21 protein-coding genes and 1 pseudogene are annotated in these 22,905 nt (G+C 45.0%); 4 read left to right on the top strand and 18 right to left on the bottom strand.

All coding sequences use genetic code 11. From position 1 onward, the window contains the following. Window positions 1-42: 42 nt before the first annotated feature. The 17 genes and pseudogenes from ftsZ to ruvX all read right to left on the bottom strand — a co-directional run bounded on the left by ftsZ (window position 43) and on the right by ruvX (window position 18,632). A pseudogene (ftsZ, locus tag NTW12_01010) lies at window positions 43-939 on the bottom strand (cell division protein FtsZ). A gap of 16 nt (window positions 940-955) precedes the next feature. Next, complete coding sequence (ftsA, locus tag NTW12_01005; protein MCX5844932.1) at window positions 956-2,185, bottom strand: cell division protein FtsA; 1,230 nt, start codon at window positions 2,183-2,185, stop codon at window positions 956-958. 97 nt (window positions 2,186-2,282) lie between these two features. Next, on the bottom strand, window positions 2,283-3,125 hold the full coding sequence (locus NTW12_01000) for an FtsQ-type POTRA domain-containing protein (protein ID MCX5844931.1): 843 nt from the start codon (window positions 3,123-3,125) through the stop codon (window positions 2,283-2,285). Next, on the bottom strand, window positions 3,122-4,048 hold the full coding sequence (gene murB / locus NTW12_00995) for a UDP-N-acetylmuramate dehydrogenase (protein ID MCX5844930.1): 927 nt from the start codon (window positions 4,046-4,048) through the stop codon (window positions 3,122-3,124). The genes NTW12_01000 and murB overlap by 4 nt, the downstream gene beginning before the upstream one ends. Window positions 4,049-4,066: 18 nt before the next feature. Continuing rightward, window positions 4,067-5,440 (bottom strand): UDP-N-acetylmuramate--L-alanine ligase, encoded by a 1,374-nt coding sequence (gene murC, locus NTW12_00990; protein ID MCX5844929.1) that lies wholly within the window; start codon window positions 5,438-5,440, stop codon window positions 4,067-4,069. A 146-nt stretch (window positions 5,441-5,586) separates the two neighbouring features. Then, window positions 5,587-6,675, bottom strand: coding sequence for an undecaprenyldiphospho-muramoylpentapeptide beta-N-acetylglucosaminyltransferase (gene murG / locus NTW12_00985; GenBank protein ID MCX5844928.1), 1,089 nt, complete (start codon window positions 6,673-6,675; stop codon window positions 5,587-5,589). Window positions 6,676-6,696: 21 nt separating this feature from the next. Continuing rightward, window positions 6,697-7,824, bottom strand: coding sequence for a putative lipid II flippase FtsW (gene ftsW, locus NTW12_00980; protein ID MCX5844927.1), 1,128 nt, complete (start codon window positions 7,822-7,824; stop codon window positions 6,697-6,699). Beyond that, complete coding sequence (gene murD / locus NTW12_00975) at window positions 7,805-9,151, bottom strand: UDP-N-acetylmuramoyl-L-alanine--D-glutamate ligase (GenBank protein ID MCX5844926.1); 1,347 nt, start codon at window positions 9,149-9,151, stop codon at window positions 7,805-7,807. The genes ftsW and murD overlap by 20 nt, the downstream gene beginning before the upstream one ends. 9 nt (window positions 9,152-9,160) lie before the next feature. Beyond that, window positions 9,161-10,240, bottom strand: a complete 1,080-nt coding sequence (gene mraY, locus NTW12_00970; protein MCX5844925.1) for a phospho-N-acetylmuramoyl-pentapeptide-transferase — start codon at window positions 10,238-10,240, stop codon at window positions 9,161-9,163. After that, the gene (locus tag NTW12_00965; protein ID MCX5844924.1) at window positions 10,237-11,697 is read right to left on the bottom strand and encodes a UDP-N-acetylmuramoyl-tripeptide--D-alanyl-D-alanine ligase; all 1,461 of its coding nucleotides are present in this window, start codon (window positions 11,695-11,697) and stop codon (window positions 10,237-10,239) included. The genes mraY and NTW12_00965 overlap by 4 nt, the downstream gene beginning before the upstream one ends. Beyond that, the gene (locus NTW12_00960) at window positions 11,694-13,235 is read right to left on the bottom strand and encodes a UDP-N-acetylmuramoyl-L-alanyl-D-glutamate--2,6-diaminopimelate ligase (protein MCX5844923.1); all 1,542 of its coding nucleotides are present in this window, start codon (window positions 13,233-13,235) and stop codon (window positions 11,694-11,696) included. Before NTW12_00960 ends, NTW12_00965 begins: the two co-directional genes overlap by 4 nt. Window positions 13,236-13,244: 9 nt before the next feature. Beyond that, the gene (locus NTW12_00955; GenBank protein ID MCX5844922.1) at window positions 13,245-15,236 is read right to left on the bottom strand and encodes a penicillin-binding transpeptidase domain-containing protein; all 1,992 of its coding nucleotides are present in this window, start codon (window positions 15,234-15,236) and stop codon (window positions 13,245-13,247) included. A 70-nt stretch (window positions 15,237-15,306) separates the two neighbouring features. Continuing rightward, entirely contained in the window at window positions 15,307-15,681 is a 375-nt protein-coding gene (gene ftsL, locus NTW12_00950; GenBank protein ID MCX5844921.1) for a cell division protein FtsL, read from the bottom strand. 3 nt (window positions 15,682-15,684) lie between these two features. Further along, complete coding sequence (rsmH, locus tag NTW12_00945; GenBank protein MCX5844920.1) at window positions 15,685-16,620, bottom strand: 16S rRNA (cytosine(1402)-N(4))-methyltransferase RsmH; 936 nt, start codon at window positions 16,618-16,620, stop codon at window positions 15,685-15,687. A gap of 15 nt (window positions 16,621-16,635) precedes the next feature. Next, the gene (mraZ, locus tag NTW12_00940) at window positions 16,636-17,082 is read right to left on the bottom strand and encodes a division/cell wall cluster transcriptional repressor MraZ (GenBank protein MCX5844919.1); all 447 of its coding nucleotides are present in this window, start codon (window positions 17,080-17,082) and stop codon (window positions 16,636-16,638) included. 82 nt (window positions 17,083-17,164) lie between these two features. Continuing rightward, window positions 17,165-18,184, bottom strand: coding sequence for an endolytic transglycosylase MltG (mltG, locus tag NTW12_00935; protein MCX5844918.1), 1,020 nt, complete (start codon window positions 18,182-18,184; stop codon window positions 17,165-17,167). 13 nt (window positions 18,185-18,197) lie between these two features. Continuing rightward, window positions 18,198-18,632: a Holliday junction resolvase RuvX gene (gene ruvX, locus NTW12_00930; GenBank protein MCX5844917.1), complete on the bottom strand. Its 435-nt coding sequence runs from the start codon at window positions 18,630-18,632 to the stop codon at window positions 18,198-18,200. A 149-nt stretch (window positions 18,633-18,781) separates the two neighbouring features. Between ruvX and selB the strand changes: the two genes are divergently transcribed. Genes selB through NTW12_00910 form a run of 4 tightly spaced genes read left to right on the top strand, consistent with a single transcriptional unit; the run spans window position 18,782 to window position 22,327 of the window. Continuing rightward, window positions 18,782-20,512 (top strand): selenocysteine-specific translation elongation factor, encoded by a 1,731-nt coding sequence (selB, locus tag NTW12_00925; protein MCX5844916.1) that lies wholly within the window; start codon window positions 18,782-18,784, stop codon window positions 20,510-20,512. After that, window positions 20,512-20,751: a SelB C-terminal domain-containing protein gene (locus tag NTW12_00920; GenBank protein ID MCX5844915.1), complete on the top strand. Its 240-nt coding sequence runs from the start codon at window positions 20,512-20,514 to the stop codon at window positions 20,749-20,751. Before selB ends, NTW12_00920 begins: the two co-directional genes overlap by 1 nt. A 14-nt stretch (window positions 20,752-20,765) precedes the next feature. Then, window positions 20,766-21,557, top strand: a complete 792-nt coding sequence (gene fdhD / locus NTW12_00915; GenBank protein ID MCX5844914.1) for a formate dehydrogenase accessory sulfurtransferase FdhD — start codon at window positions 20,766-20,768, stop codon at window positions 21,555-21,557. Beyond that, entirely contained in the window at window positions 21,554-22,327 is a 774-nt protein-coding gene (locus tag NTW12_00910) for an OB-fold nucleic acid binding domain-containing protein (protein ID MCX5844913.1), read from the top strand. Before fdhD ends, NTW12_00910 begins: the two co-directional genes overlap by 4 nt. A 94-nt stretch (window positions 22,328-22,421) precedes the next feature. Here NTW12_00910 and NTW12_00905 read toward each other — a convergent pair. Then, window positions 22,422-22,905, bottom strand: a 484-nt coding sequence (locus tag NTW12_00905) for a cation transporter (GenBank protein MCX5844912.1), incomplete at its 5' end; no start/stop codon positions are given.

Here is a 22,905-nt window from a genome sequence, read left to right as displayed (position 1 = left end):
TGATCTATATCGTCAACCATTCCCATCTTGACCACATTGACAGACGGTTCCGAAGATTATGTTCGCATCCTCATGGGCTTCTGACTGGATCAAGGACGATGCCTCGTTGATTTCAAAAAGGGTCATATCAGGCCCCCCTGTGATATTCAGAAGGATGCCATGCGCGCCCTGGATGGTATTGTCCTCAAGCAGAGGAGAAGATATTGCCCTCTGTGCGGCTTCTATCGCCCTGTTTTCACCGCTCGAAATTCCGGTTCCCATGAGTGCCATTCCCATCTCAGACATGATGTTTTTTACATCTGCGAAGTCGAGGTTGATCAAACCGGGAACCATAATAAGATCAGAAATTCCTTTTACGGCATGGTACAAAATATCATCTGCCTTCTTGAAGGCTTCCAGAAGCGAAAGGTTTTTCCCGCCCAGGCTGAGAAGTCGTTGATTGGGAACAACGATGAGGGTATCCACAATCTTTCTCAATTCTTCAATGCCTTCTTCCGCCTGCATATTCCTTTTCTTGCCTTCAAAGAGGAAGGGTTTTGTAACGACGGCAACGGTGAGGATTTGCAGTTCTTTGGCTATTTCCGCCACGATGGGCGCGCCACCGGTTCCCGTGCCGCCGCCAAGGCCGGCGGTTATAAAGACCATATCCGCCCCTGCAAGTGTATCTCTCAATGCATCTTTTGTTTCAATGGCCGACCTTTTTCCTACGTCAGGATCCGATCCGGCTCCGAGTCCTTTCGTAACTTCGGCGCCGATCTGAATCTTGATAGGCGAATGCGATGCCCCCAATGCCTGAGAGTCGGTATTTGCCGCGATGAAATCGACACCCTTGAGATTGCACGAAATCATGGTATTTACGGCATTGCCTCCCGCTCCACCTATGCCGATCACTTTAATCTTTGCCGAATTCATAATATTTGGCTCCGCTAATTGAAACATAACCCTCCCTCCCATTCTAAAAGAATTCTAAAAACCATTTTTTTATATTATGTATTGTTTTACTGACTATATTTATTTCAGATCTTTTTAGTAGCGCATCTTTGGATAAATTTTTACTTCCATAAATGACAAGTCCCACACCGGTTGCATACATTGGAGAGTTTACTACATCCGTCAACCCTCCTACCCCTGTCGGATAACCCCGTCTTACGGGCATATTAAAAACATGCTCGGCAAGGTCCGTGATTCCCTCCATGATTGAAGTTCCTCCTGTTAAAACAACGCCGGCAGCAAGGATGTCTTCGTAACCCGATTTGATAATTTCTTTGTACGCCATATTCAGGATTTCTTCGGTTCGGGGCTCAATGATTCTCCCGAGAATCTGACGGGTAACTTCTCTCGGCTCCCGACCACCAACACTGGGGACCTCTATGATTTCATCCTTCGGTATCATAGGAGTATAGGTACACCCGTACTTTATTTTGATTTTTTCCGCTTCCGTAATAGGCGTCCTCAACCCGGTTGCGATATCGCTTGTGATGTAGTTGCCTCCCACCGGCAATACAGCGGTATGCTTTATACTTCCCTCAGAAAAAACCGCGATATCCGTAGTTCCGCCGCCAATATCCAAGAGGACAACCCCTAAGTCCTTTTCATCGGCGCTGAGGATCGCTTCGCTTGATGCCAGCTGTTCCAGAACAATGTCATCTATTTCCAGTCCAACGCGGTTGACCGATTTAATAATGTTCTGCACGGATGTAACAGAACCGGTAACGATATGTACCTTTGCCTCAAGACGGACGCCGGACATACCGATGGGGTCTCTGATGCCGTTTTGATCATCAACGACATAATTTTGGGGCAGGGTGTGCAAAATTTCCCTGTCCAGAGGAATTGCGATGGCTTTTGATGCTTCAATTGCCCTCTGGACATCGTCCTCATCAACCTCGCGACCCTTAACGGCCACGATACCGAGACTGTTCTGTCCTTTTATGTGTCCACCGGCAATACCTACATGTACAGAGCTGATTTCGCAGCCGGACATATGTTCAGCTTCTTCAACGGCCTTTTTAATCGCGTCTACCGTACTTTCAATATTAACCACGACGCCTTTTCTTAAACCTTCCGAGGGATGAGAGCCTATGCCGATAATGTCGATGCCTGTATCTGTTATTTCAGCTACTATGGCACACGTTTTTGTGGTGCCTAAATCCAGGCCGACAATTACATGTCCTTTTTTGACCATCCTTAACTCACCTTTCTTCATCATAATGGACCGTAACTGTCACTCAATGGACTGTAGTTTCTTCTGATTGCTGGAGACAGAGCATTGCTGATGCGTGTCATGTTCTATATCCCTTCTTTGATCCTGTTGGTAGTATGGGGCCTAATACATCTTTTTTCTGAACAGTGATTTTAGCGGGATCGTTAAGATCGATGAGGAGAAATCCTAATTTCATATTCCTCCTTTCCAGATCAGCCATAACAGTGGTTAGTCGTTTCAATTTATTTTCATAGCTGTCAAAACCAAGCCGGATGCACAGGCCCCTATCAGTGAAAAGAGAAAGTCCGAATACATCGTGACCATGAATTTCCGAAATGTTCCTTATGGTTGGAAACTCTTTTGAAGTTGAAAGGTATCGTAAAAGATCGAGGGATTTTGTAAAAAGCTCAGAATCGCTGTCCTCAGAATGGCTTACGTTCAGCACAGGAATATCGACTTCGTCACTGTTTTCGAGTTTTTTAAAGACAACCCCATCGACATCCAACAGGCTAAAGCTGTTATCGCGTTTCACTAAGGCAACGGCCGTTCTTTCCTGTACTTCTATTATCAACCGGTTGGGAAATTCTCTCCCTATGGAAACTTCTTTGATCCATGGATTTGCTTCGATCCTGCGGGCGATTGTATCCAGATTAATTGCCAGGAGACTTAGAGATGGTTTAATTCCTGCGAGGGAGAGGATTTCTTTTTCTGTGAGTTCCTTGCAACCACGGACAATCGTCTCTTTGATCTGAAAATAAGGGGAAGTTATCGTAAAATTATACCCATAGATCATTACGACGGTAATTGCAAAAATTACACATAAGAGCAGGGCCGTACGCGATAGCTCGTGCAATATATGCTTTGAACGCCTTTTAAACTTGTATTTTTTCGTTTCAAATTTTGATTTAAAGGGATTTTTCATCCATCTTCCCCAATGACCTTAACCTCTGTTTCCAAGATAATGCCACGTATTTCTTTAACTTTATTCTTAACCATGTCGATCAGGCCGATGATGTCACTTGCTTTTGCATTTCCTAAGTTAACAATGAAATTTCCGTGTTTTTCTGAGATTTTTGCGTTGCCTATCTGAATACCTTTAAGGCCTATTTCATCGATGATCCGGCCTGCCGGAATACTTCCCTTAGGGTTTTTGAATATGGAGCCGGCGTTACGATATTCAAGAGGGTGCTTATTTTTCCGTGTTCCGAGAATTTCGGTAATCCTCCCCTTAATTTGTTCCTTCATCCCCCTTGTCAGGAGAAACGATGTACCGATAATAATCGTACCTTCCGGCAGATCGAGATTTCTATATTCAAATGTGAGTGTATCCTTTTTGACTTTCCGGATTTCTCCGCTATTGTTCATCAATTCAATCGTTTCAACGACATCCTGAATTTCGTTACCATAAGCGCCGGCATTCATTTTGACTGCCCCTCCCACGCTTCCGGGGATGCCAGCGCAAAATTCCATGCCTGTAAGAGATTCTTCCGCAGAAAGAGCTACTATTTCGGAAAGGGTAACGCCCGCTCCCGCATAGATTGATGTGTGACGAGCGCCTGTTTCCGTCAGAGTATTATTGAGACCTTTCATGGAAATTACCGTACCCCTATAACCGCCATCCTTCACTATTAAATTTGTTCCGTTACCGACAGGGATGAAGGGTATTTGAAAGTGCCTAAGACAGGTGATAACCCGGCTTAGCTCTTCATTGCTTCCCGGGAAAACCAATGCATCGGCCGTTCCGCCAACACCGATTGACGTATGGCGCGACATAGGTTCATCAAAGAGTATCTTGCCGGAAACAATATCTCCCAGCCTTTCCCGGATCGTACTGTCCCACACCATACTGTTTTCCCCGATACCTCATGTCCCCGATGCCTTTTTTAAGAATTCTTCACCGATCTTCCACACATTTCCAGCCCCCTGAGTGATAATGACATCGGAGGGTTTTGCAATGGTAAGAAGATGATTCACAATGTCATCAAAGGTCTTTATATAGATTACATTCTTGTGACCGTGACGACGTATACCGTCACAGAGGCTTTCGGCATTTACGCCGTCTATTGGAACTTCACTGGCGGCATAGATATCGGTAACAATGAGTGTATCTGCGTTGGGGAAAGCCGTAATAAATTCATTAAAAAGGGCCTTTGTCCGGGTATAGCGATGGGGTTGAAATACAACGATAATTTTATCATTCCAAACATGTTTTGCAGCTCTCAAAGTTTCCCTGATTTCGGTCGGGTGATGACCGTAATCATCCACGATGGTGATCCCGTTGACCTTTCCTTTAACCTCCAGCCTGCGCTGAACGCCGGTAAAACTTTTCAGACCTTCCTCAATAGCTGGAAATTCCATATCCAATTCCCGGGCGACCGCGATTGTAGCGAGGGAATTATATACATTGAAAAGGCCTGGAACGTTCAGCGTCACGGTTCCTAAGGCATCTTCTTTATAGTGAAGGGTAAAACGGGAAGATGGTCCGGAGAATGATATTTCGCTTGCTCTGTATTCTGCGGATGGTGCGAGACCGTACGTCACGGTTTTCCTTTTTATTTTTGGCAGAATATCTTTTACATTTTCATCGTCCAAACAGAGTATTGTGGAACCATAAAAGGGGACGATGTTGGCAAACTGTAAGAAAGCCGTTTTGATGTCTTCAATGTCTCTGTAATAATCAAGGTGTTCGAGGTCGATATTGGTTATCACCGCTAAAGATGGAGACAGTTTAAGAAATGAGCCATCACTTTCATCGGCCTCAGCCACAATGACCTCTCCATCCCCCAGCTTTGCGTTGCTGCCGATACTGGCAAGCTTGCCCCCTATCACCATGGTTGGATCAAGACCTCCGGATGCGAGAACCATTGCTACCATTGATGTTGTTGTTGTTTTTCCGTGGCTTCCCGATACGGCAATGGAAAACTTCATTTTAAGCAGCTCTGCCAGCATTTCAGCACGGGGTATAACGGGGATATTCCTTCTGTGTGCCTCTAATGTCTCGGGGTTGTCGGTTTTCACTGCTGTTGAGGTAACGACCACATCCGTATCACCAAGATGAGAGGCATGATGACCTGTATAAATTCTGGCGCCGAGTGAAGCCAGTCTCTGTGTAAGGTCGGATTGGCTGAGGTCGGATCCTGTGATCGTGTAACCAAGGTTGAGAAGTACCTCTGCGATGCCACTCATGCCGATACCGCCTATTCCAACAAAATGGATGCGTTTGATCTTTCTCCGCATAGTGTCTCTTCTGTTGCTGTTCTTCATTTTCTCGCCTGACTGAGCCTGAGAGTACCTTGTATACTATCCGAATATATAGTTATTTTACTGTATATAGTATATTACATTTTTCTATATACTATATCTTGTATTAAATCTACAAAAATTTACAAATTTCTTGATGCCGCCATTTGCATACAAATGTCTACAATATCAGATGCCGCCTTTTCATTGCCGAGCCTGGCTGATTGTATCTCCATGTCTCGTATCATTTCCGGGTGGTGGTAAAAATGTTCAATGATCTCAGCCAGTTTTTTCCCATCGAGGCTTGTTTCAGCTATCATTTCAGCAGCCCCCGCTTTTACCAGCGCCAGGGCATTCTTCGTCTGATGATCATTTGCGGCATAGGGAAAAGGGATTAAAATGGCCGCTTTTCCGCTCACTGTGATCTCGGCGATCGACGTCGCACCTGCCCTGCAAATGAGTAAATCCGAGGAACTGTAGGCTTGGGCCATGTCCATTATAAAGGGCAGAACAGCTGCATCAATCCCGTGCGACAGGTAAAATTCAGAAACACATTTCAGGTCAACGCTGCCTGTTTGATGTATAATTTTGAGGTTAGCTTTCATTTCATCCAAATAGGGCAGAGCATCCAGAGCTGCCATGTTTATGCTATGAGCACCCTGGCTTCCACCAAAAACAAGGAGAGTAAACTTGCCTGCCGCTTTTTTCGGTTCCTGTATTCCGGTAAGAAAGGCGGCTCTGATGGGATTCCCGGAAACGATGATCTTTTTTTCAGAGAACCACTTTTTTGTTTCAGAAAAGGTCAAAAATATCCTGTCGGCAAATATTCCAAGAATCCTGTTGGTGACGCCCGGTAGGGCATTTTGTTCTGCAATGGCGGTTTTTATGCCCATGAAATGGGCTGCCATTACTGCCGGACCGGAAGCATAACCTCCAACACCGATAACAATGTCCGGGCAATAATCACGAATCAACCTGTAGGACTGGAACAGACTTCGGGGTATCTTCCGTAAAGCACCGATAGTTTTTGTTATACCCCTTCCTTTAACTCCTTCTACATCAAGGGTACGAAGATCAAATCCCATATTCCCCAATATCCTTTTTTCCAGCCCCCTCTCGGTTCCGATGAAAAGGATGCTGTTTTTTTGATCCCTTTTTAAAAATTCCTCTGCGATGGCAATTCCGGGGAAAAGGTGCCCTCCCGTTCCTCCACCTGCAATGATAATTTTCATATCCCGCTCCTATTTTTTTGCTTATTTTTCATAGGCGGAGATATTCAGGAGTATGCCCACCGCTGTCAGGGACATGATCAATGATGTACCGCCATAACTGACAAAGGGAAGCGCCAGACCCTTAAGGGGGATTAAGCCCATCACACCGGCAATATTGATAAATGCTTCGAGGGCAATAACCATGGTCAATCCTGCGGAAAGAAGAGTGCTGAAAAGATCGGGGGCTTTATAGGAGATCATGAATCCTTTGATAATTAAAACAGCAAAAAGGAAAAGGACAATTACCACACCGATAAAACCACTTTCTTCGGCGATAATCGACAGAATAAAGTCTGTGTGCGGCTCGGGAAGATAAAAAAGTTTTTGCATTCCATCTCCTATTCCCACGCCGAAAGTACCGCCGGAGCCAAAGGAAAGGAGAGACTGAATGATTTGAAATCCTGAGCGCTGAGGATCCTTCCATGGATCAAGGAACGTCGTCAACCTTGCTAATCGATAGCTCTTGTGAAGAAGCAAAAAGATACCGGCGGGGGCGAATAACGCCACAATACCTGCAAGGTGCAATATTCTGCATCCTGAAAGATAGAACATCAACATCATGATGACGGTTATGATGACCGCTGTGCCAAAGTCCGGCTCCAGAATAATCAGCCCGACAATGAGCAATATTACAAGCAGGGGGATCAGAACAGCGCGCTTAAAATCAGTTATGTGAACACTTTTTTTTGTTAAAAAATGCGCAAGAAAGAGTACCACAGAGACCTTGACCACTTCGGTGACCTGGAACGAAAAAAACCCCAGCTTAAGCCACCTGGTGGCGCCTCCAGCCCGGATTCCGACATGGGGTATCAGGAGAAGGATAAGAAGAACCACGGACACAAGAATGCCGGGATAGGCGAATTTTTTTAATTGGTCGTAAGGAATCTTCGTCATCAGTACCATAATCCCCAGGCCGAGGAGTACGAAGAATATCTGTTTTTTGAGAAAGAACTGTCCGTCGTTAAAACGCTTCATGGCAAGGATGGAGCTTGAACTGTAAATCATTACGGTGCCTATGGTGATCAGAATCAACGTCACGAGGAGCAGGATAATATCCAGCCTTTTTTCTGTCTGTGGCAGTTTGAAAAATTTAAAGATTCTTGACGGCATCTTTAAAAAACCTTCCCCGTTCTTTATAATTCGAAAACTCATCAAAGCTTGCACATCCTGGAGAAAGAAGGACAACGTCCCCCGGCGACGAATTATGGTACGCTATCTCAATTGCCTCTTTGAGTGTTGTTGCCTTTGAAGTTTTGACAATTCCGCCAATCAGGTCGTTTATCCTGTCCCTCGCTTCACCAAAGAGAACCAGTTCTTTGACCTTTTCCCTGACAAGGGGAGAAAGGGTCTCAAAATCCCCCTCCTTATCCCTGCCTCCCAGAAGCAAAATGATGGGTCTGGAAAATGTTTCCAGTGCACGTACCACAGCGCCCACATTGGTTCCCTTGGAATCGTCATAGAATGCCACACCATTTTTTTCACAGGTAAACTCTATCCTGTGTGATATTCCTTTGAAATCTGCTATGGCGCTTATAATATTTCCGGGGGAACAACCGCATTCCCTTGCGGCCATTATAGAGGCCATAACGTTCTCTATATTGTGAAGGCCGGGTATCTTGATCATATCAAGAGGATACTCTTCTCTGTCGTTGCCGGTGGTATAATGGATAAGGGTATTGTGGTCCAGATACATACCCTGTGTCACATTTGTCGAAGTGCTGAAAAACTGGACTTTCGAGGACATATTTTTTGCCAGAACAGAGGACCTCGGTTCGTCGGCATTCAGTATAGCGAGATCAGAGTTTTTTTGATTCTCAAATATCCTTTCTTTCGTCATACGGTATGCTTCAAATGACCCGTGATAATTGACGTGGTCGCAGGTGGTGTTAAGGAGAATGGATATAAAAGGATGGAAGTATTGAATCCATTGTAACTGGAAACTGCTCACCTCAACCACAGCATAATCGTCGTCCTGCTTTCCTTCAACATAACCGATCAGGGGATTTCCAATGTTGCCCCCGACAAAAGCTTTTTTCCCTCCCTTTGCCAGGAGCTTCCCTATCAGGGTGGTTGTTGTCGTCTTTCCATTGGTGCCGGTTATGGCAATCATGGGCGGGTTTAAGAATCTATAGGCAAGTTCAATCTCGCTTAGGATCGGTATTTTCTTATTGACAGCTTCTACAAGCAGAATATTGGAAGGAGGAACGCCAGGGGAGGGGATAATCATATCCACTCGGGCCAGAATATCCGGGTCATACTTACAGAATTCACAATTCGCATACGCATTGCCAAGCTCGGAAAAGGCATCCTTCAATCCTGATAAAGGCTTTTCGTCGGTCACGAGGACCACGGCGCCTTTTCCTGCCAAAAAGCGGGCTGAGGCTATTCCTGTCTTTCCCAGCCCGATTACTAATATTCTTTGTCCTGAAAGATTCATAAAAATTGTTTACCTCAATTTCAAGGTGCTGATTGCCACAAGGGCCAGAAGAATGGAGATTATCCAGAAACGAACAATGACTTTTGGTTCGGCCCACCCCTTAAGCTCAAAGTGATGGTGGATCGGCGCCATTCTGAAGATGCGCTTGCCGTTGGACATCTTGAACCAACCCACCTGAAAAATGACAGAAAAGGTCTCGATCACAAATATTCCGCCAACAATGGCAAGAAGAATTTCCTGCTTTGTTATTATCGCTAAGGTACCGAGGGCGCCGCCTAATGAAAGAGAGCCCACATCTCCCATAAAAACCTGGGCGGGGTAGGCGTTGTACCAGAGAAAACCAAGACCTGCCCCCACAGTTGCGCCGCAGATTATGGCAAGTTCTCCTGTTCCCGCGACGTAGGGGATCTGCAAATAATTTGCGATTTTTATGTTGCCGGCAAAATAGGCAAACAGGAGATAGGTCATGAAGCATGTTATCGCCGGACCGATGGCAAGGCCGTCCAGACCATCCGTCAGGTTTACGGCATTGGCAGCGCCGACGATGATAAATGTGGAAAGGAAGATATACCCCCATCCAAGATTGGGGAGTACCGTTTTGAAAAAAGGGAGCGTTACATTGGAAGTGAACCCCGGCTTAATATAGAGAATGGTGCTCACAAAGAGGGCTATGGCGATTTCTCCGAGAAGCCTGATTTTTCCTGAAATTCCCCTACTGCTTTGATTTGTGAGTTTGTTATAGTCATCTATAAATCCTATAAGTCCAAAGCCGACGATGACCAGTATGACAAGCCAGACATAATCAACGGTCAGGTTCGCCCAGAGGAGGGTAGAAATGACAACGGCAAATATGATCAGAATTCCGCCCATGGTCGGAGTTCCCTTCTTTGCAAGATGGGTATCGGGGCCATCCTCCCTGATAGGCTGACCGATTTGGAGGGATTGGAGTTTTCTTATCAGCCAGGGGCCGATAACAAAACAGATTATGAGGGCGGTAACTGCAGCGTAGATTGTCCTGAACGTGATATACCGAAAGACATTAAAAGAGGAATACGTAGTATGAAGCGGATATAAGAGATGGTAGATCACTTTACAATTCCTCTTATTCCATTCCTTAAGTCACCCTCAAGGCCAAACACTTCCATGATTTTCTGAACGGTTTCTTCCATTTTTGTCTGTCGTGATCCTTTAACGAGAATCCAGTCACCCTCCTTCACATAAGATGAGAGATGGCTTATGATTTCATCAGGGGTTTCAAAAAAAAATATCTTATCTTCCGGCATGTTTCTTTTCAATGCCCCCGCTGCCGTCGCCGGGGAGAGCCTTCCTCTGAGGAAAATGGCGCCTACCTCAGTGTCTGCCATAAGACTCCCGATACCTTCATGCATTTCCTCCGCCCGGTCGCCAAGCTCAAGCATATCTCCCATGACTACTATGCTGCTGTGATCTCCCTTTAAATCTTTCAAGGTCTTGAGGGCTTCCCGAAACGATGCAGGGTTGGCATTGTATGTATCATTAATAATGAATACCCCGGTGTTCAATCGATATATCTCCATACGTCCGGAGATGGGTTGAAATGCCGTTAATCCCTGACAGATCGTCCGAAAGTCAATACCCAGGGCCCATGAAGATGCAGCGGCAGCAAGGGCATTTGTGATATTGTGATTCCCAACAGGTGACATGATAATTTCTTGTTGAAACGTTTCAATTTTAAGAGTAAAACTTACCCCCCTGAATCCATTATTTTTGATGTTATCTGCCGAGACATCGGCATGTTTCCTGAACCCGAAGGTTACCGCTCTTCCCCGCCACTCGTCGTCTGATATCAGTAATTTCTCATCGTCGATATTTATAATGGCAACCCCGCTTACCTCCATGTTTCGAAAAAGGTCACATTTTTCTTCTCTCACAGTATCGACGGACTTGAGTCCTTCCAGGTGAGCCGGACCAATATTAGTAATGAGCCCGATGTCAGGTTCTGCAATACGGGTCAGCCTGCCTATCTCACCCCGCGTGTTTGTACCCATCTCCAGGATTACTGCTTCGTGTTGATCATTTATCTGGAGAATGGTCAGAGGAAGTCCGATGAGATTATTAAAATTCCCCTGTGCCTTGAGTACTTTCTTTTTCAGCCCGGCAATACACGCCACCATTTCCTTCGTGGTTGTTTTCCCGGAACTTCCTGTGATGGCAATGACGGTAGCCTTGCTTTTCTTTCGCCAGAAACGGGCTATATCCCCGAGGGCCTTCAGGGTATCCTCAACGCCGATGATGGTTGCATTTTCAAACGCCTGGTTTATTCTTTTTTTCGAATCCTTCTGGACGAGGAAGCCGACAGCCCCATCTCTTATGGCGTCGGCAATAAAATCATGACCGTCAAATTTTTCTCCTTTGAGAGGTATATAAAGATTTCCCGATCGGATTTGTCTCGAATCTGTTGATACGCCATGAAATACCTTCCCCATTGTTCCACTGATTATCGTTCCCCCCGTGGCATCGATAATTTCATTGCAGTGCAGGACGGGAAATGTTTGCTCTGTATTCAACGTTTTTCTCCACACTGTCTATTCATCATGGCCTCTCTGGCGACATGTCTGTCGTCGAAGGGAATCCGATTGTTTCCAATGATCTGGTAATTCTCGTGTCCCTTTCCGGCTATGAGTATGATATCTGATATGTCGGCAAGGGCAACGGCTGTTTCGATGGCTTTTCTCCGATCGGGAATCACGACATAACCTTTTTCATTCGTATTTTTTTCAAGCTCTTCAGGAAGATATTTTTTCACTGAATTTCTGCTTATGCCTGTTTCTATTTCCCCGATTATGGAGAGCGGGTCTTCCGTCCTCGGGTTGTCCGAAGTCAGAATAGCCAGGTCACTCAATGTTGCAGCTGCGTCACCCATGAGGGGCCTTTTCCCGCGATCCCTGTCGCCGCCGCATCCAAAAACGGTAATGACTCTCCTTTTCTTAAACGTGGACAAATTTTGAAGCACGCGTCTCAGGGCGTCATCGGTATGTGCATAGTCCACAAAAATGGCCGGTTCACCGGCGACGCTGACTTTTTCAAGACGACCGGGCACTTGTCTTACATTCTCAATGCCGGTTCGGATGTGCCGTTCGGATATTTTTATTGAAAGAGACGCCGTAACGGCAGCTAAAATATTGTATAAATTAAATTTTCCAATGAGAGGAGAGGATAGGGTAAAATGGGATTGGCCTGTATTGACCTCAGCTGTGATGCCCTCTAGGGAAAGGGCAAACTGATCAACGGTCACATCACATTTGTTCTCTATCCCGTATGTCCGGGAAGGGAGTCCTGTCTTGACCTCGTTGAAGAGCCTTTGTCCCCATGGGTCGTCAACATTTACTATCATACCGTATTCCCGATATTTTTTTCCCGCAGGAATGATTTCATCGAAAAATCGTTTCTTTGCCTGAAAGTAATTTTCCATGGTCCGGTGGTAATCTAAATGATCCTGTGTGAGGTTGGTAAATATTCCTATATCGAAGGAGCAATCATCAACCCTTCTTAAATCAACGGCATGAGAAGCGACTTCCGCAATGACATGAGTGATGCCGACATCTGCCATATTTCTGAGAATCTTCTGCATTTCGTAGGATTCCGGTGTCGTATTGGGAGCAGGCAGTACCGTTTCATTGAAGCGGTAGTTAACCGTTCCTAATACGCCGGTGCTGAACCCCGCCGCCTTAAGAATAGATTCCAATAGATAGGTTATTGTTGTTTTTCCGTTCGTACCCGTCACGCCGATGAGACACAGGTGGGCAGACGGGTTATTATAAAAGTTTTTTCCCAGTATACCTAGCGCCCTGCGGCTGTCTGGAACCTTTACAGCTGTTATTCCGGGCGGAGAGATGTAATCTTTTTCGTGAACGATAAACGTAGCGCCCCTGGCAATTGCTTCCGGAATATAATCATGACCGTCAGACTTAAGTCCACAGACAGCCACAAACAGGTTATTTCTTTCACAGTTTCTTGAATTGTAGCAAATGGCCGCGACGTCTCCCGAAAGGTTTCCAGAGACATGCACAATATCGATATCCTTGATAACTTCCTGTATTTGCACGTTGGTTCCTCAATAGCCAGTGCTGAAAGAAACAGCACAGGAACGATTTTTATGTATTGGCGATCCGGGCTTCGGTTCCTGGTGTACCGCCCAACCACTCCCTGTTATTATAATTTCAATGCCGTTTTCTTTTGCCGTTTTTAGGACATCTCTCATGGTCATTCCTCTGAAATCCGGTATACCCGGCACATCCATGTCGTTTTCCATATCAGCGTGTCTGCTTATTATTTGGGGGGCCGATACGAGCTTCAATTTAATAGTGTTCGTTTTGTCTTCTTCTACAGGGAAAGGACTCTCCCTAATATTAGTTTTGAAGCATGTCAATATCTGTTCACCAATGTTTTTAAAAACGGGTGCCGCCGCAACCCCACCCCACTTATCCCTCTGTGGCTCATCGAGAGTAACAAGAATGGCAATCTGTGGATCTTCGGCAGGGAAAAATCCCATAAAGGAGGTTCGGACTCTTTCAGAAGAATAAACCCGTCTGGAAAAATCGAATTTTTGAGAAGTTCCTGTTTTTCCTGCTACGGCAACGTTTTCAATTTGCGCTTTTTTACCAGTTCCATCACTCTCTCCTACAACGTCTTGCAGTATGGCAGTGAGTCTTTTTGCCGTTTTCGCCGATATGACCTGTCTCACAGGTGTGGGCGCGAATTTTTTTATGACTTGTCCTTTTTTATCCACCACGGCACGTACTATGTGGGGCTTCATCAGTACGCCGTCATTAGCAATGGCGGAAAGAGCCGTGATCAGTTGAATAGCCGTAACGGAAACACCTTGACCAAAGGCGACAGTCGACGTATCAACTCTCGTCCAGTTTTGTGATGCTCTCAGAATTCCACTGACCTCGCCGGGAAGATCGATTCCCGTTTTTGAGCCAAATCCAAAATTCCTAATGTAGTGATAAAATTTTTCTTTTCCAAGTCTCTCGGAGACCTTTATACATCCAATATTGCTTGAATATTTCAAAATATCATGAAAGGTAAGATGACCGTACTTTTTTCTGTTTGCCTCATGGAATACTCTGTCTGAAACGGCATATGTTCCATTCTCGCAATAAAATCTGTCGGTTTCTTTGACGACATTCTCTTCGAGGGCTGCCGCTGCGAGAAAAGGTTTAAAGGTTGAACCCGGATCGAAACTATCAGTAATAACCTTGTTTTTCCCCTTTCCGACGTTATAGCTGGAAAATTTGTTTGGATCGAATCCTGGTTGATCAGCAAGGGCCAGAATTTCACCGGTTTTTGGGTCCATGACAATGACAAAACCGCCTTTTGCGCCTTTTGCCGTAATCGCTTCCGTCAAATTTGATTCAACGATATGCTGGATGCGGCTGTCGATCGTTAAAATGAGATTATATCCCTCTTCCTGTTGAATGAGAGGTTTTTCAATTCGTGGAGACAATCGACTTCCTCTGGCATCGCGCGCCCAAGTTAACTTTTCCGGAGTCGCTTTTAAATAGTTGTCATATTTTAACTCCAGTCCTTCAAGGCCGGTATAGTCTAACCCCACGAATCCAATGAGGCGGCCGGCCAGTTCCCCGTTGGGATAAAAGCGTTTTGGTTCCTTAATTAAAAAGACACTGTCGATGTTCAATGCTTCGATTCTGCTTGCCTGATCAGCAGGGATTTTCCTTGCTAACCAACAGAAGTTTTTTGATCCTGAAAGTTTTTTTACAAGAGAGACCTTATCGATGTTAAGAATGGGAGCTACTTTTTCGGCGACTTCAGCGGGATTGGTAATTTTTGATGGATCGGCGCAGACAGAGCTTACCATAGTGCTTGCAGCAAGTTTCTCACCATTACGATCAAATATAATACCCCTTTCCGGTTCAACTTGCAGGGTCTTTATGTGTTGCCTTTCTGCAAGGTCTTTCAATATTTTCCCCGAAAGTACCTGAATCTGGAATGCTCTTGATATAAGGGCAATAAAAAGCACCAGAAAAAATACCAGTAGTGTAACAATTCTGAATTTCAACCACTTTTTTGATTCACCGGTCATTGCAGCAATTCCTGGTTATTATCAGCCCGGTTTGTGGCCGGGAGCGCATCCCGTTGTATGAATGTCTGCCTTAGCGGGAAGCTCCGCCCTGTGGAGGGGGAACTTCACTTTTTACGAAATCATCATTATTGAGGATTATGACCTGATCTCTCGTAGGATAGGTCATCTGCAGTTTCTCTTTGGCGATTGTCTCAAGGCGTTGGGGCGATTTCAGTGTCGCAATTTCAACTTTCAACTTCCTCTGTTCTTCGAGGAGTCTTTCTTTTATGCTTATTTCTTCGGCAGTCATGTATTCGAGTTCCGTCATACGGATATGTGACCATACATAAACAAGGGCAACCGCCATAAGCACAAGAGTAACAAATATAAACGGCGAATATTTTAATCCGGCAGCTACCTTCTCCTCAGTACACACATTCCCATGAATAACTTCTTCCGACTGCATTCATCAAATCCTCTCTGCTGTTCTTAGCTTGGCACTTCTTGACTTCGGATTCGATTCAATTTCAGTATGCTCCGGTTGTGTAGGTTTTCTGGTCAATACCTGCAACTTGGCTTTCCTGTGACAGGCGCATATGGGAAACCTTGGGGGACAAATGCATCCCTTTTCCCATGAGCGAAAGCCGTTTTTCACAATTCTATCTTCCAGGGAATGAAACGATATAATAGAATAACGCCCCGACTTTTTGAGTACATCGATTCCACGATTTATGGCATCATAGAGATTGAGAAGCTCATTATTGGTGTATATCCTGATAGCCTGGAATGTTTGGGTTGCAGGGTGAATTTTTTTGGACTTGAATCGCGAGGGTAATGCATTAACAATAATGTCGGCTAATTCAGCCGTTGTTTTGATCGGAGATACCTTTCTTCGAGCCGAGATCATCCTTACAATCCTTTCCGCCATTATCTCCTCACCGTAATCTTTAATGATCCCCTCCAGTTCTTTTTCCGGAAACGTATTGATAATATCGTAAGCACAGATCCCTCGACTCTGATCCATCCGCATATCAAGGGCGGCATCCAAGGAAAAGCTGAAGCCCCTGTCCGCCGTTTTCAGTTGATGAGAAGAAACTCCTAAATCGAGGAGAATACCATCAACTTCCTTAATGTTCAGATTGTCTAAGATTATATTGATATCTGCAAAATTACCCTTTACAAGGATCTTCCTGTTGCCAAAGGGCTTTAAGTGTTCTTCTGATTCATGGAGTGCGTCATCATCGACATCGATGCCTATTAATAAGCCGTCAGGAGCGGTTTCTCGAAGAATCTCGAAGGCATGGCCTCCTCCTCCTACGGTTCCATCTACGTAGATTCCCCCTGACCGGCAACGGAGGGATTCAATAACCTCTCTCTGCATGACTGGTATATGAAAGGAATGCATTTCATAGGCCCTTGATTATATACCTAAATCCGCCATGTATTTGCTGAAACTATCGATTTCACTTGCAGTTTTCTTCATCTCTTCATCGAAACGCCCTTTGCCCCATATCTCTATGACTTTAATCATGCCTGCCAGAACGATATCCTTCTCAAGGGCTGCATATTCTCTCAGATTGGGAGGAATCAAAACCCTACCCTGACTGTCAATAGAACAATCTACAGCGCCGGACATGAAGAAACGCTGGAATGCCCTGACTTCTCTTCTCAGGAGAGACTGATGGCTGACCTTTTCTTCTATGATCCGCCATTCATCATAGGGAAAGACCATCAAGTAATTGTCCCAGTTTGTGATAACCAGTCTGTTGTCGTATTTCTCGGCGAAAACTTCCCGCAGCCTTGCCGGAAAGATGATCCGGCCCTTGTCATCTATGGAATGATAATATTGGCCTCTGAAGACGGACATGGGAATATTTCCTCCACAATAAACCACTTTACTCCACTGTGGCTAACTATAAGGAGGTAAAATTTGTTTGTCAAGAAAAAAATCAATCTTTTTTTCTTTCGATTTGATACTTTAAAACCGCTTTATTGTGAGCTGAGAGGTTGGATGAGAATTGGTGGGAGCCGTTATTATTAGACACAAAATACAGATAATCGACAGGGGCAGGGTAAAGCGCCGCATTTAATGAATCAATGGCCGGATTTGCGATAGGGCCGGGAGGTAATCCATTGATAACGTATGTATTATAGGGGGTGTTTCTCATGAGGTGTTTTCTTTTAATAGTTCCACTAAAATATTTGAGGTCATAAATGGCTGTAGGATCGCTTTGCAGTTTCATCCCCTTTTTCAGTCGATTGTGAAAGACAGCCGAGACTGAAGGTTTTTCATCTTTATCCCCCGATTCTTTTCCGATTATGGAGGCCATTGTTATAATCTGGGGTATTGTCATGCCGAGTTCATCTGCCCTTTTTCGCATCTTTGGAGTAAACATTTTCCAGAATTGATTTACCATAATCCTCATGATATCCTTTGCGCCCATTGATTTGTCAAATATATATGTGTCCGGATACAGATATCCTTCTGCGCTGGCGCCTTCTATACCTAAAGACGCAAGGAATTTTCTGTCTGAGGAAAGGGAGAGAAACGCATTCTCTTCGACCAATTTGAAAGTGGCCAGAGGGGCGGCAATTTCACGTACCGTGTAATCCTCGGGAATGGTAACGGTATATGCAATGATGTCACCCTTGACCAATTTACTGATGATTTCCATCGGGGACATTGAGGTTGCCAGTTCATATTCGCCTGCTCTGATATGGCCCTGTGCGTTTTTTGAAATCACCAAAAAATAAAAGAGATGCTTGTGCTTTATCAGCCCCGCTTTTTTAAGAATGTCGACTGATTGAAGAAAGCTGGTGCCTCTTGGAATATCAACGGTAACGGTGACATTTTTATTGTCCACAGGGCTGACGGCATAGTGTACAGTTACTATAATAAAAATGAACAGAACCATACCAAAGGCGGTAAGGCTCTTTCTGTATTTATGAATGTTTTTTTTCATTTTCATGAATCTATTTTGCTTACGAACAACGAATATTTTCATGACTTCCCCGGGAATTCAGATATCCCTGGAGAATCAAAGTGGCGGCAAGTTTATCGATTACTGTTTTCCTTTTTTCCCTTCGCATATTAGCCCGAATCAGGACTTCTTCAGCCTCTTTTGTCGTAAGGGTTTCATCCCATTTGACAACAGGAACGGAGAATGTGGATTCTAAAAGCCGTGCAAATTTGCTGACTTTTTCGCATTGAATGCCTTCAGTGCCGTCAAGTTTTATCGGGTAGCCGATTACAATTTTTTCCACGTTATACGTCCTGATAAATCCGGCTATCTTTTCGATGTCCTGCCTCCGATTTTTTCGGGTGATGGTGGCAAGGCCCTGGGCGGTGATTCCCAGTTCATCACAAACCGCAACACCGATTCTCTTACTGCCGTAATCGAGACCAAGTATCCTCATAGGAATCGTAATCCTTTATAATTTTGTTATGCTAACAAATATAAGCTAATTTTTTCAATAGGAAATTTGAACGAATTGCAATTGTATAGTGAATAGTATGATGCAGTAATCTCCATTGTGTGGAAACTTTACTAGTCTATCGAGGGGACATGAATGCAAAAAAGCGGGTTTTTGCTATTGTTAATTACCAGGTAGTTTGTTATTTAGGTCGAATGAAACATATTGTCATAGGTACAGCCGGACACGTTGATCATGGGAAGACAGCCCTTATCAAGGCCCTCACCGGTATCGACACGGACAGGCTCAAAGAAGAGAAGGAGAGGGGGATAAGCATAGAGCTTGGTTTTGCTTCTCTGACCCTTCCAAATGGTCAGGCATTTGGCATTGTGGACGTACCCGGACATGAGCGATTCATAAAAAATATGGTGTCCGGAGCGGCCGGTATCGATATGGTGATCCTGGTCATCGCGGCAGATGAAGGTGTTATGCCCCAAACCCGCGAACATTTCCATATTTGCTCGCTCCTCGGTATTAAAAGAGGTATCGTTGCCCTCACCAAGATCGACATGGTTGAGGAAGAATGGCTCGATCTGGTGAATGATGACATTCATAAATTTTTGAAAGGGACTTTTCTGGAAACATCTCCCGTTGTTCCGGTTTCTTCAGTGACGGGTGCAGGTCTTAAGGAATTGCTGGATGCCCTGGATAAAGCGGCTTCAGAGATAGAAAAGGAATCGGACGCAGGTCTTTTCCGGTTGCCTGTTGACAGGGTATTTACCATGAAGGGATTTGGGACGGTCATTACGGGAACCCTGATTTCCGGAGATATAAAAGTGGGCGAAGAAGTAGAAATATTGCCGCGCGGGATCATCGCTAAGATTCGGGGCATTCAAATCCATAATCAGAGTGCGGCCCTCGCTGAGGCAGGCCAGAGGACAGCCATAAATCTGCAGGGGGTTGAAAAAGCCACGATTATCAGAGGAGATGTTCTTGCTCGGCCTGAAACGCTCAAGCCGTCGAGACGTCCGGATGTAAGCATTGAGTATCTGTCAAGTAACGACAGAAGATTGAAGAACAGGAACCTGGTTCGATTTCATGCAGGAACAAGTGAGATCATCGGTCGGATAATACTCCTTGATCGTGATGAGATCGAGCCTGGAAGTAAGAGCTACGCACAGATTATTCTTGAGTCTCCGATTGTCGCAATGGCAAGAGACAGGTTTGTCATAAGGAGCTACTCGCCGGTTACGACAATCGGTGGGGGAATAGTTGTCGACCCTCTTCCCATGAAGCATAAAAGAAATTCTGAAAAGGTTCTCCGGGAATTTGATACGTTGTGTAGCGCTCCTGATTCAGAGAGAGTGGCAGCCATTATTGAGCGGTCAGGCATCGAGGGTATTGATATACTTCAGCTTGTGATGAGAACGGGAATTCAACAAAAGCCCCTCACGGACATTCTCAAATCCATGTGTTCGAAAAGACAGGCCGTTCTTTTAGATGGTGATGAATCGAAGGTTATCTCTTTTCCCGTTTATCAGAACCTCCAGAGACGGATTCTTCTTGAAATGCAGGCTTATCACGAAAGGTATCCCTTAAAGGAAGGTGTTTTAAAAGAAGAGTTGCGGAACATTGCAGGAGAATTCGTCGGCACAAGGCCTTTCAATATGGCTGTCAGAGATCTTGAGCGCAATGGAGAGATAACCGTTGAGAGGGAAAATCTTCGTATGTCGGGACACCGTGTGGATTTGAAGGGAGATCTTGAGGATCTGCGGAGCACGATCGCCAAGATCTATATCGAATCAGAGCTTACCCCTCCTTCCATCAGGGAGGTTATGGAAAAATTGATAAGAAGAAACTCGCCGAGAGTGTCTTTAATGTAATGTTCAAAGAAGGTTCTCTGATAAAAATTAATGAAGATCTTTACTTTCATAGAGAAGTTCTTCTCAGACTCAGGGAAAATTATAAAAACCTCCTTTTGAGAGATGGAAAGGCAACACCGGCAAGCTTCAAAGAGTTGACGGGTCTTTCAAGGAAATTCATCATTCCGTTGATGGAATATTTTGATATCGCAAAGCTCACTATCAGGGCGGGTGATCATCGTATCCTGAGAGAGAAATAGAGAGAAGTAAAGGAATGATGATAAAAGCCGATAGTGAAAGATTCGACATTCATGCATACAGTAGTGACCGATTCACGAAAACATCAGTGGATATCGTCAAAGAGGTGCCGCTCGAAATATTTCTCAATGGCCATAGGGTTATAACCATTGCCTGCAATGGAAATCATAGGGAGGAACTTGCCGTAGGATTTCTCAGGTCGGAAGGATTCATCAGGACTGCAGCAGACTTGATGAAAGTGGAAGTTTCTGATAAGCGAAACGCCGTTTCTGTCTTTACAAAAGGTGAAACGCGAATTCCTTCAAATGAACACCATGCAGGGAAGACCATTGCGTCGAGTGGAGCCCGCGGCTGGGAACGGGAAAGTATGGAGCATGCACTGGAGAATTTACGGGGGAACCTTACCCGCATTTCTCCCCAATGCGCATTCACTCTTGTGGAAAGCCTGATTGATTCATCACTCCTCCACGGTGTAACAGGCGGCACCCATTCTGCTGCTCTGGCTTATGGCGATAGTATTATCGTTTTGAGAGAAGATATCGGGAGACACAACACCATTGATATGCTGGGCGGCTATGCCCTCCTTAATGAAATGGACTGCTCGGATAAGATCATCGTAAGAACGGGGAGAGTTTCTTTAGAAATTGTTAACAAGGTCTGGAATCTGGGAATTCCGATACTCATATCCCTTTCGGTTCCGACAACGACTGCCATTCATGCATCCATGGAGGCGGGAATAACCATGATAGGGTCTGTAAGGGGTGGGAAAATGAATGTGTATTGTCACGAATGGCGGGTGTCTATATGAAGATAAAAACTATGTATATCAAGGATCTAAAGCCTGGAGAGAGAGTCAGCGGGTCATTTCTTGTGATGGAGAAAAATATAGCTTTTTCTCAAAAGGGATCCCCGTATCTGAACATCCGTCTTAAGGACAAAACGGGCGAGGTTGACGGTAAGATCTGGGAAAACGCGGTCGAGTGGGACAAAGTGTTTAAAAAAGGGGATGTAATCCAGGCTCAGGGAGGAGCAGTCAGTTTTAAAAACACCGTTCAAATTTCCATAACAGGCGTCAAGAAGGTTGATGATGCCGACATCGATCTGTCCGAATATTTACCTGTTGCAAAGGAAAACAGTGATGTGATGTTTACAGACCTCATGGCTTTTATCGAGAAGATCGGTACACCCTGTCTAAAGGCACTGTTACACGCATTTTTCAATGACGAGAAGATAACGGCCTTGTTTAAAAAAGCCCCTGCAGCAAAAGGTTTTCATCAGGGCAGACTGATCGGGCATATTGTTATCGGTATAGAAATGCTGGATGCCAAGATTGCCGCTTTAGAAGAATTCCCGGAGCACTTGGCTATGGAACTCCGGCATCTCATACTGAGCCATCACGGCACTTACGAGTTTGGGTCACCAAAGCGTCCGAAGACTCTGGAGGCTTTGATCGTGCATTTCATTGATGATCTCGATGCCAAGGTTAATGCCTTCCAGGAATTCATTGTAGATTCCGACGATGATTCGAACTGGACTCCCTTCCACAGGTTGCTTGAAAGGTTTATCTATAAAGGATAGAAAAAACCGGACGGCGTCTGTTCATGCTTCTCAATGCGATATTCAGGAAAGATTTAAGGACCTTTTAAGTATCTGATTATATAAAAAAGGTGTATTAACTTCGATGATTTTTTTGCATCATATCCGTCCGATCCTTTTCGGGTAGCATGCATCCATCCAGACAATTACCGACGCATTTACCATTACAGGGTTCGGTGTGAACCGTGATGCTGGTATTGGGGAAATGATCTTTAATGCTTTTGGATAACTTATCGGTAATGTCGTGAGATTCCTCAACAGACATAGCGGGATCTACTTTAATATGGAAGTCGACAAAGCGGAAATTTCCGGCCTTGCGCGTGCGCAATCGATGGAATCCGTGTATGACCGGCCGGTGTGTCACGATCAAATGGCGGATCCAAGCCTCTTCATCTGCGGGAAGCGTAACATCCATCAAATCCTGGGCCGATTGAAGCGTCAGTCTATATGCAGCTCCTATAATCAACAACGCGACACCGATCGCGGCAATCGGGTCCAGCCAGTGGATTTTAGGGTCAATCAAAAACTGGTGACCTGCCCAGATCAGGGCAAGACCTGCC

The organism is Deltaproteobacteria bacterium (genome assembly GCA_026388545.1).
Lineage (GTDB): Bacteria > Desulfobacterota > Syntrophia > Syntrophales > UBA2185 > JAPLJS01.
This window is presented reverse-complemented; position numbering and strand designations above follow the sequence as displayed.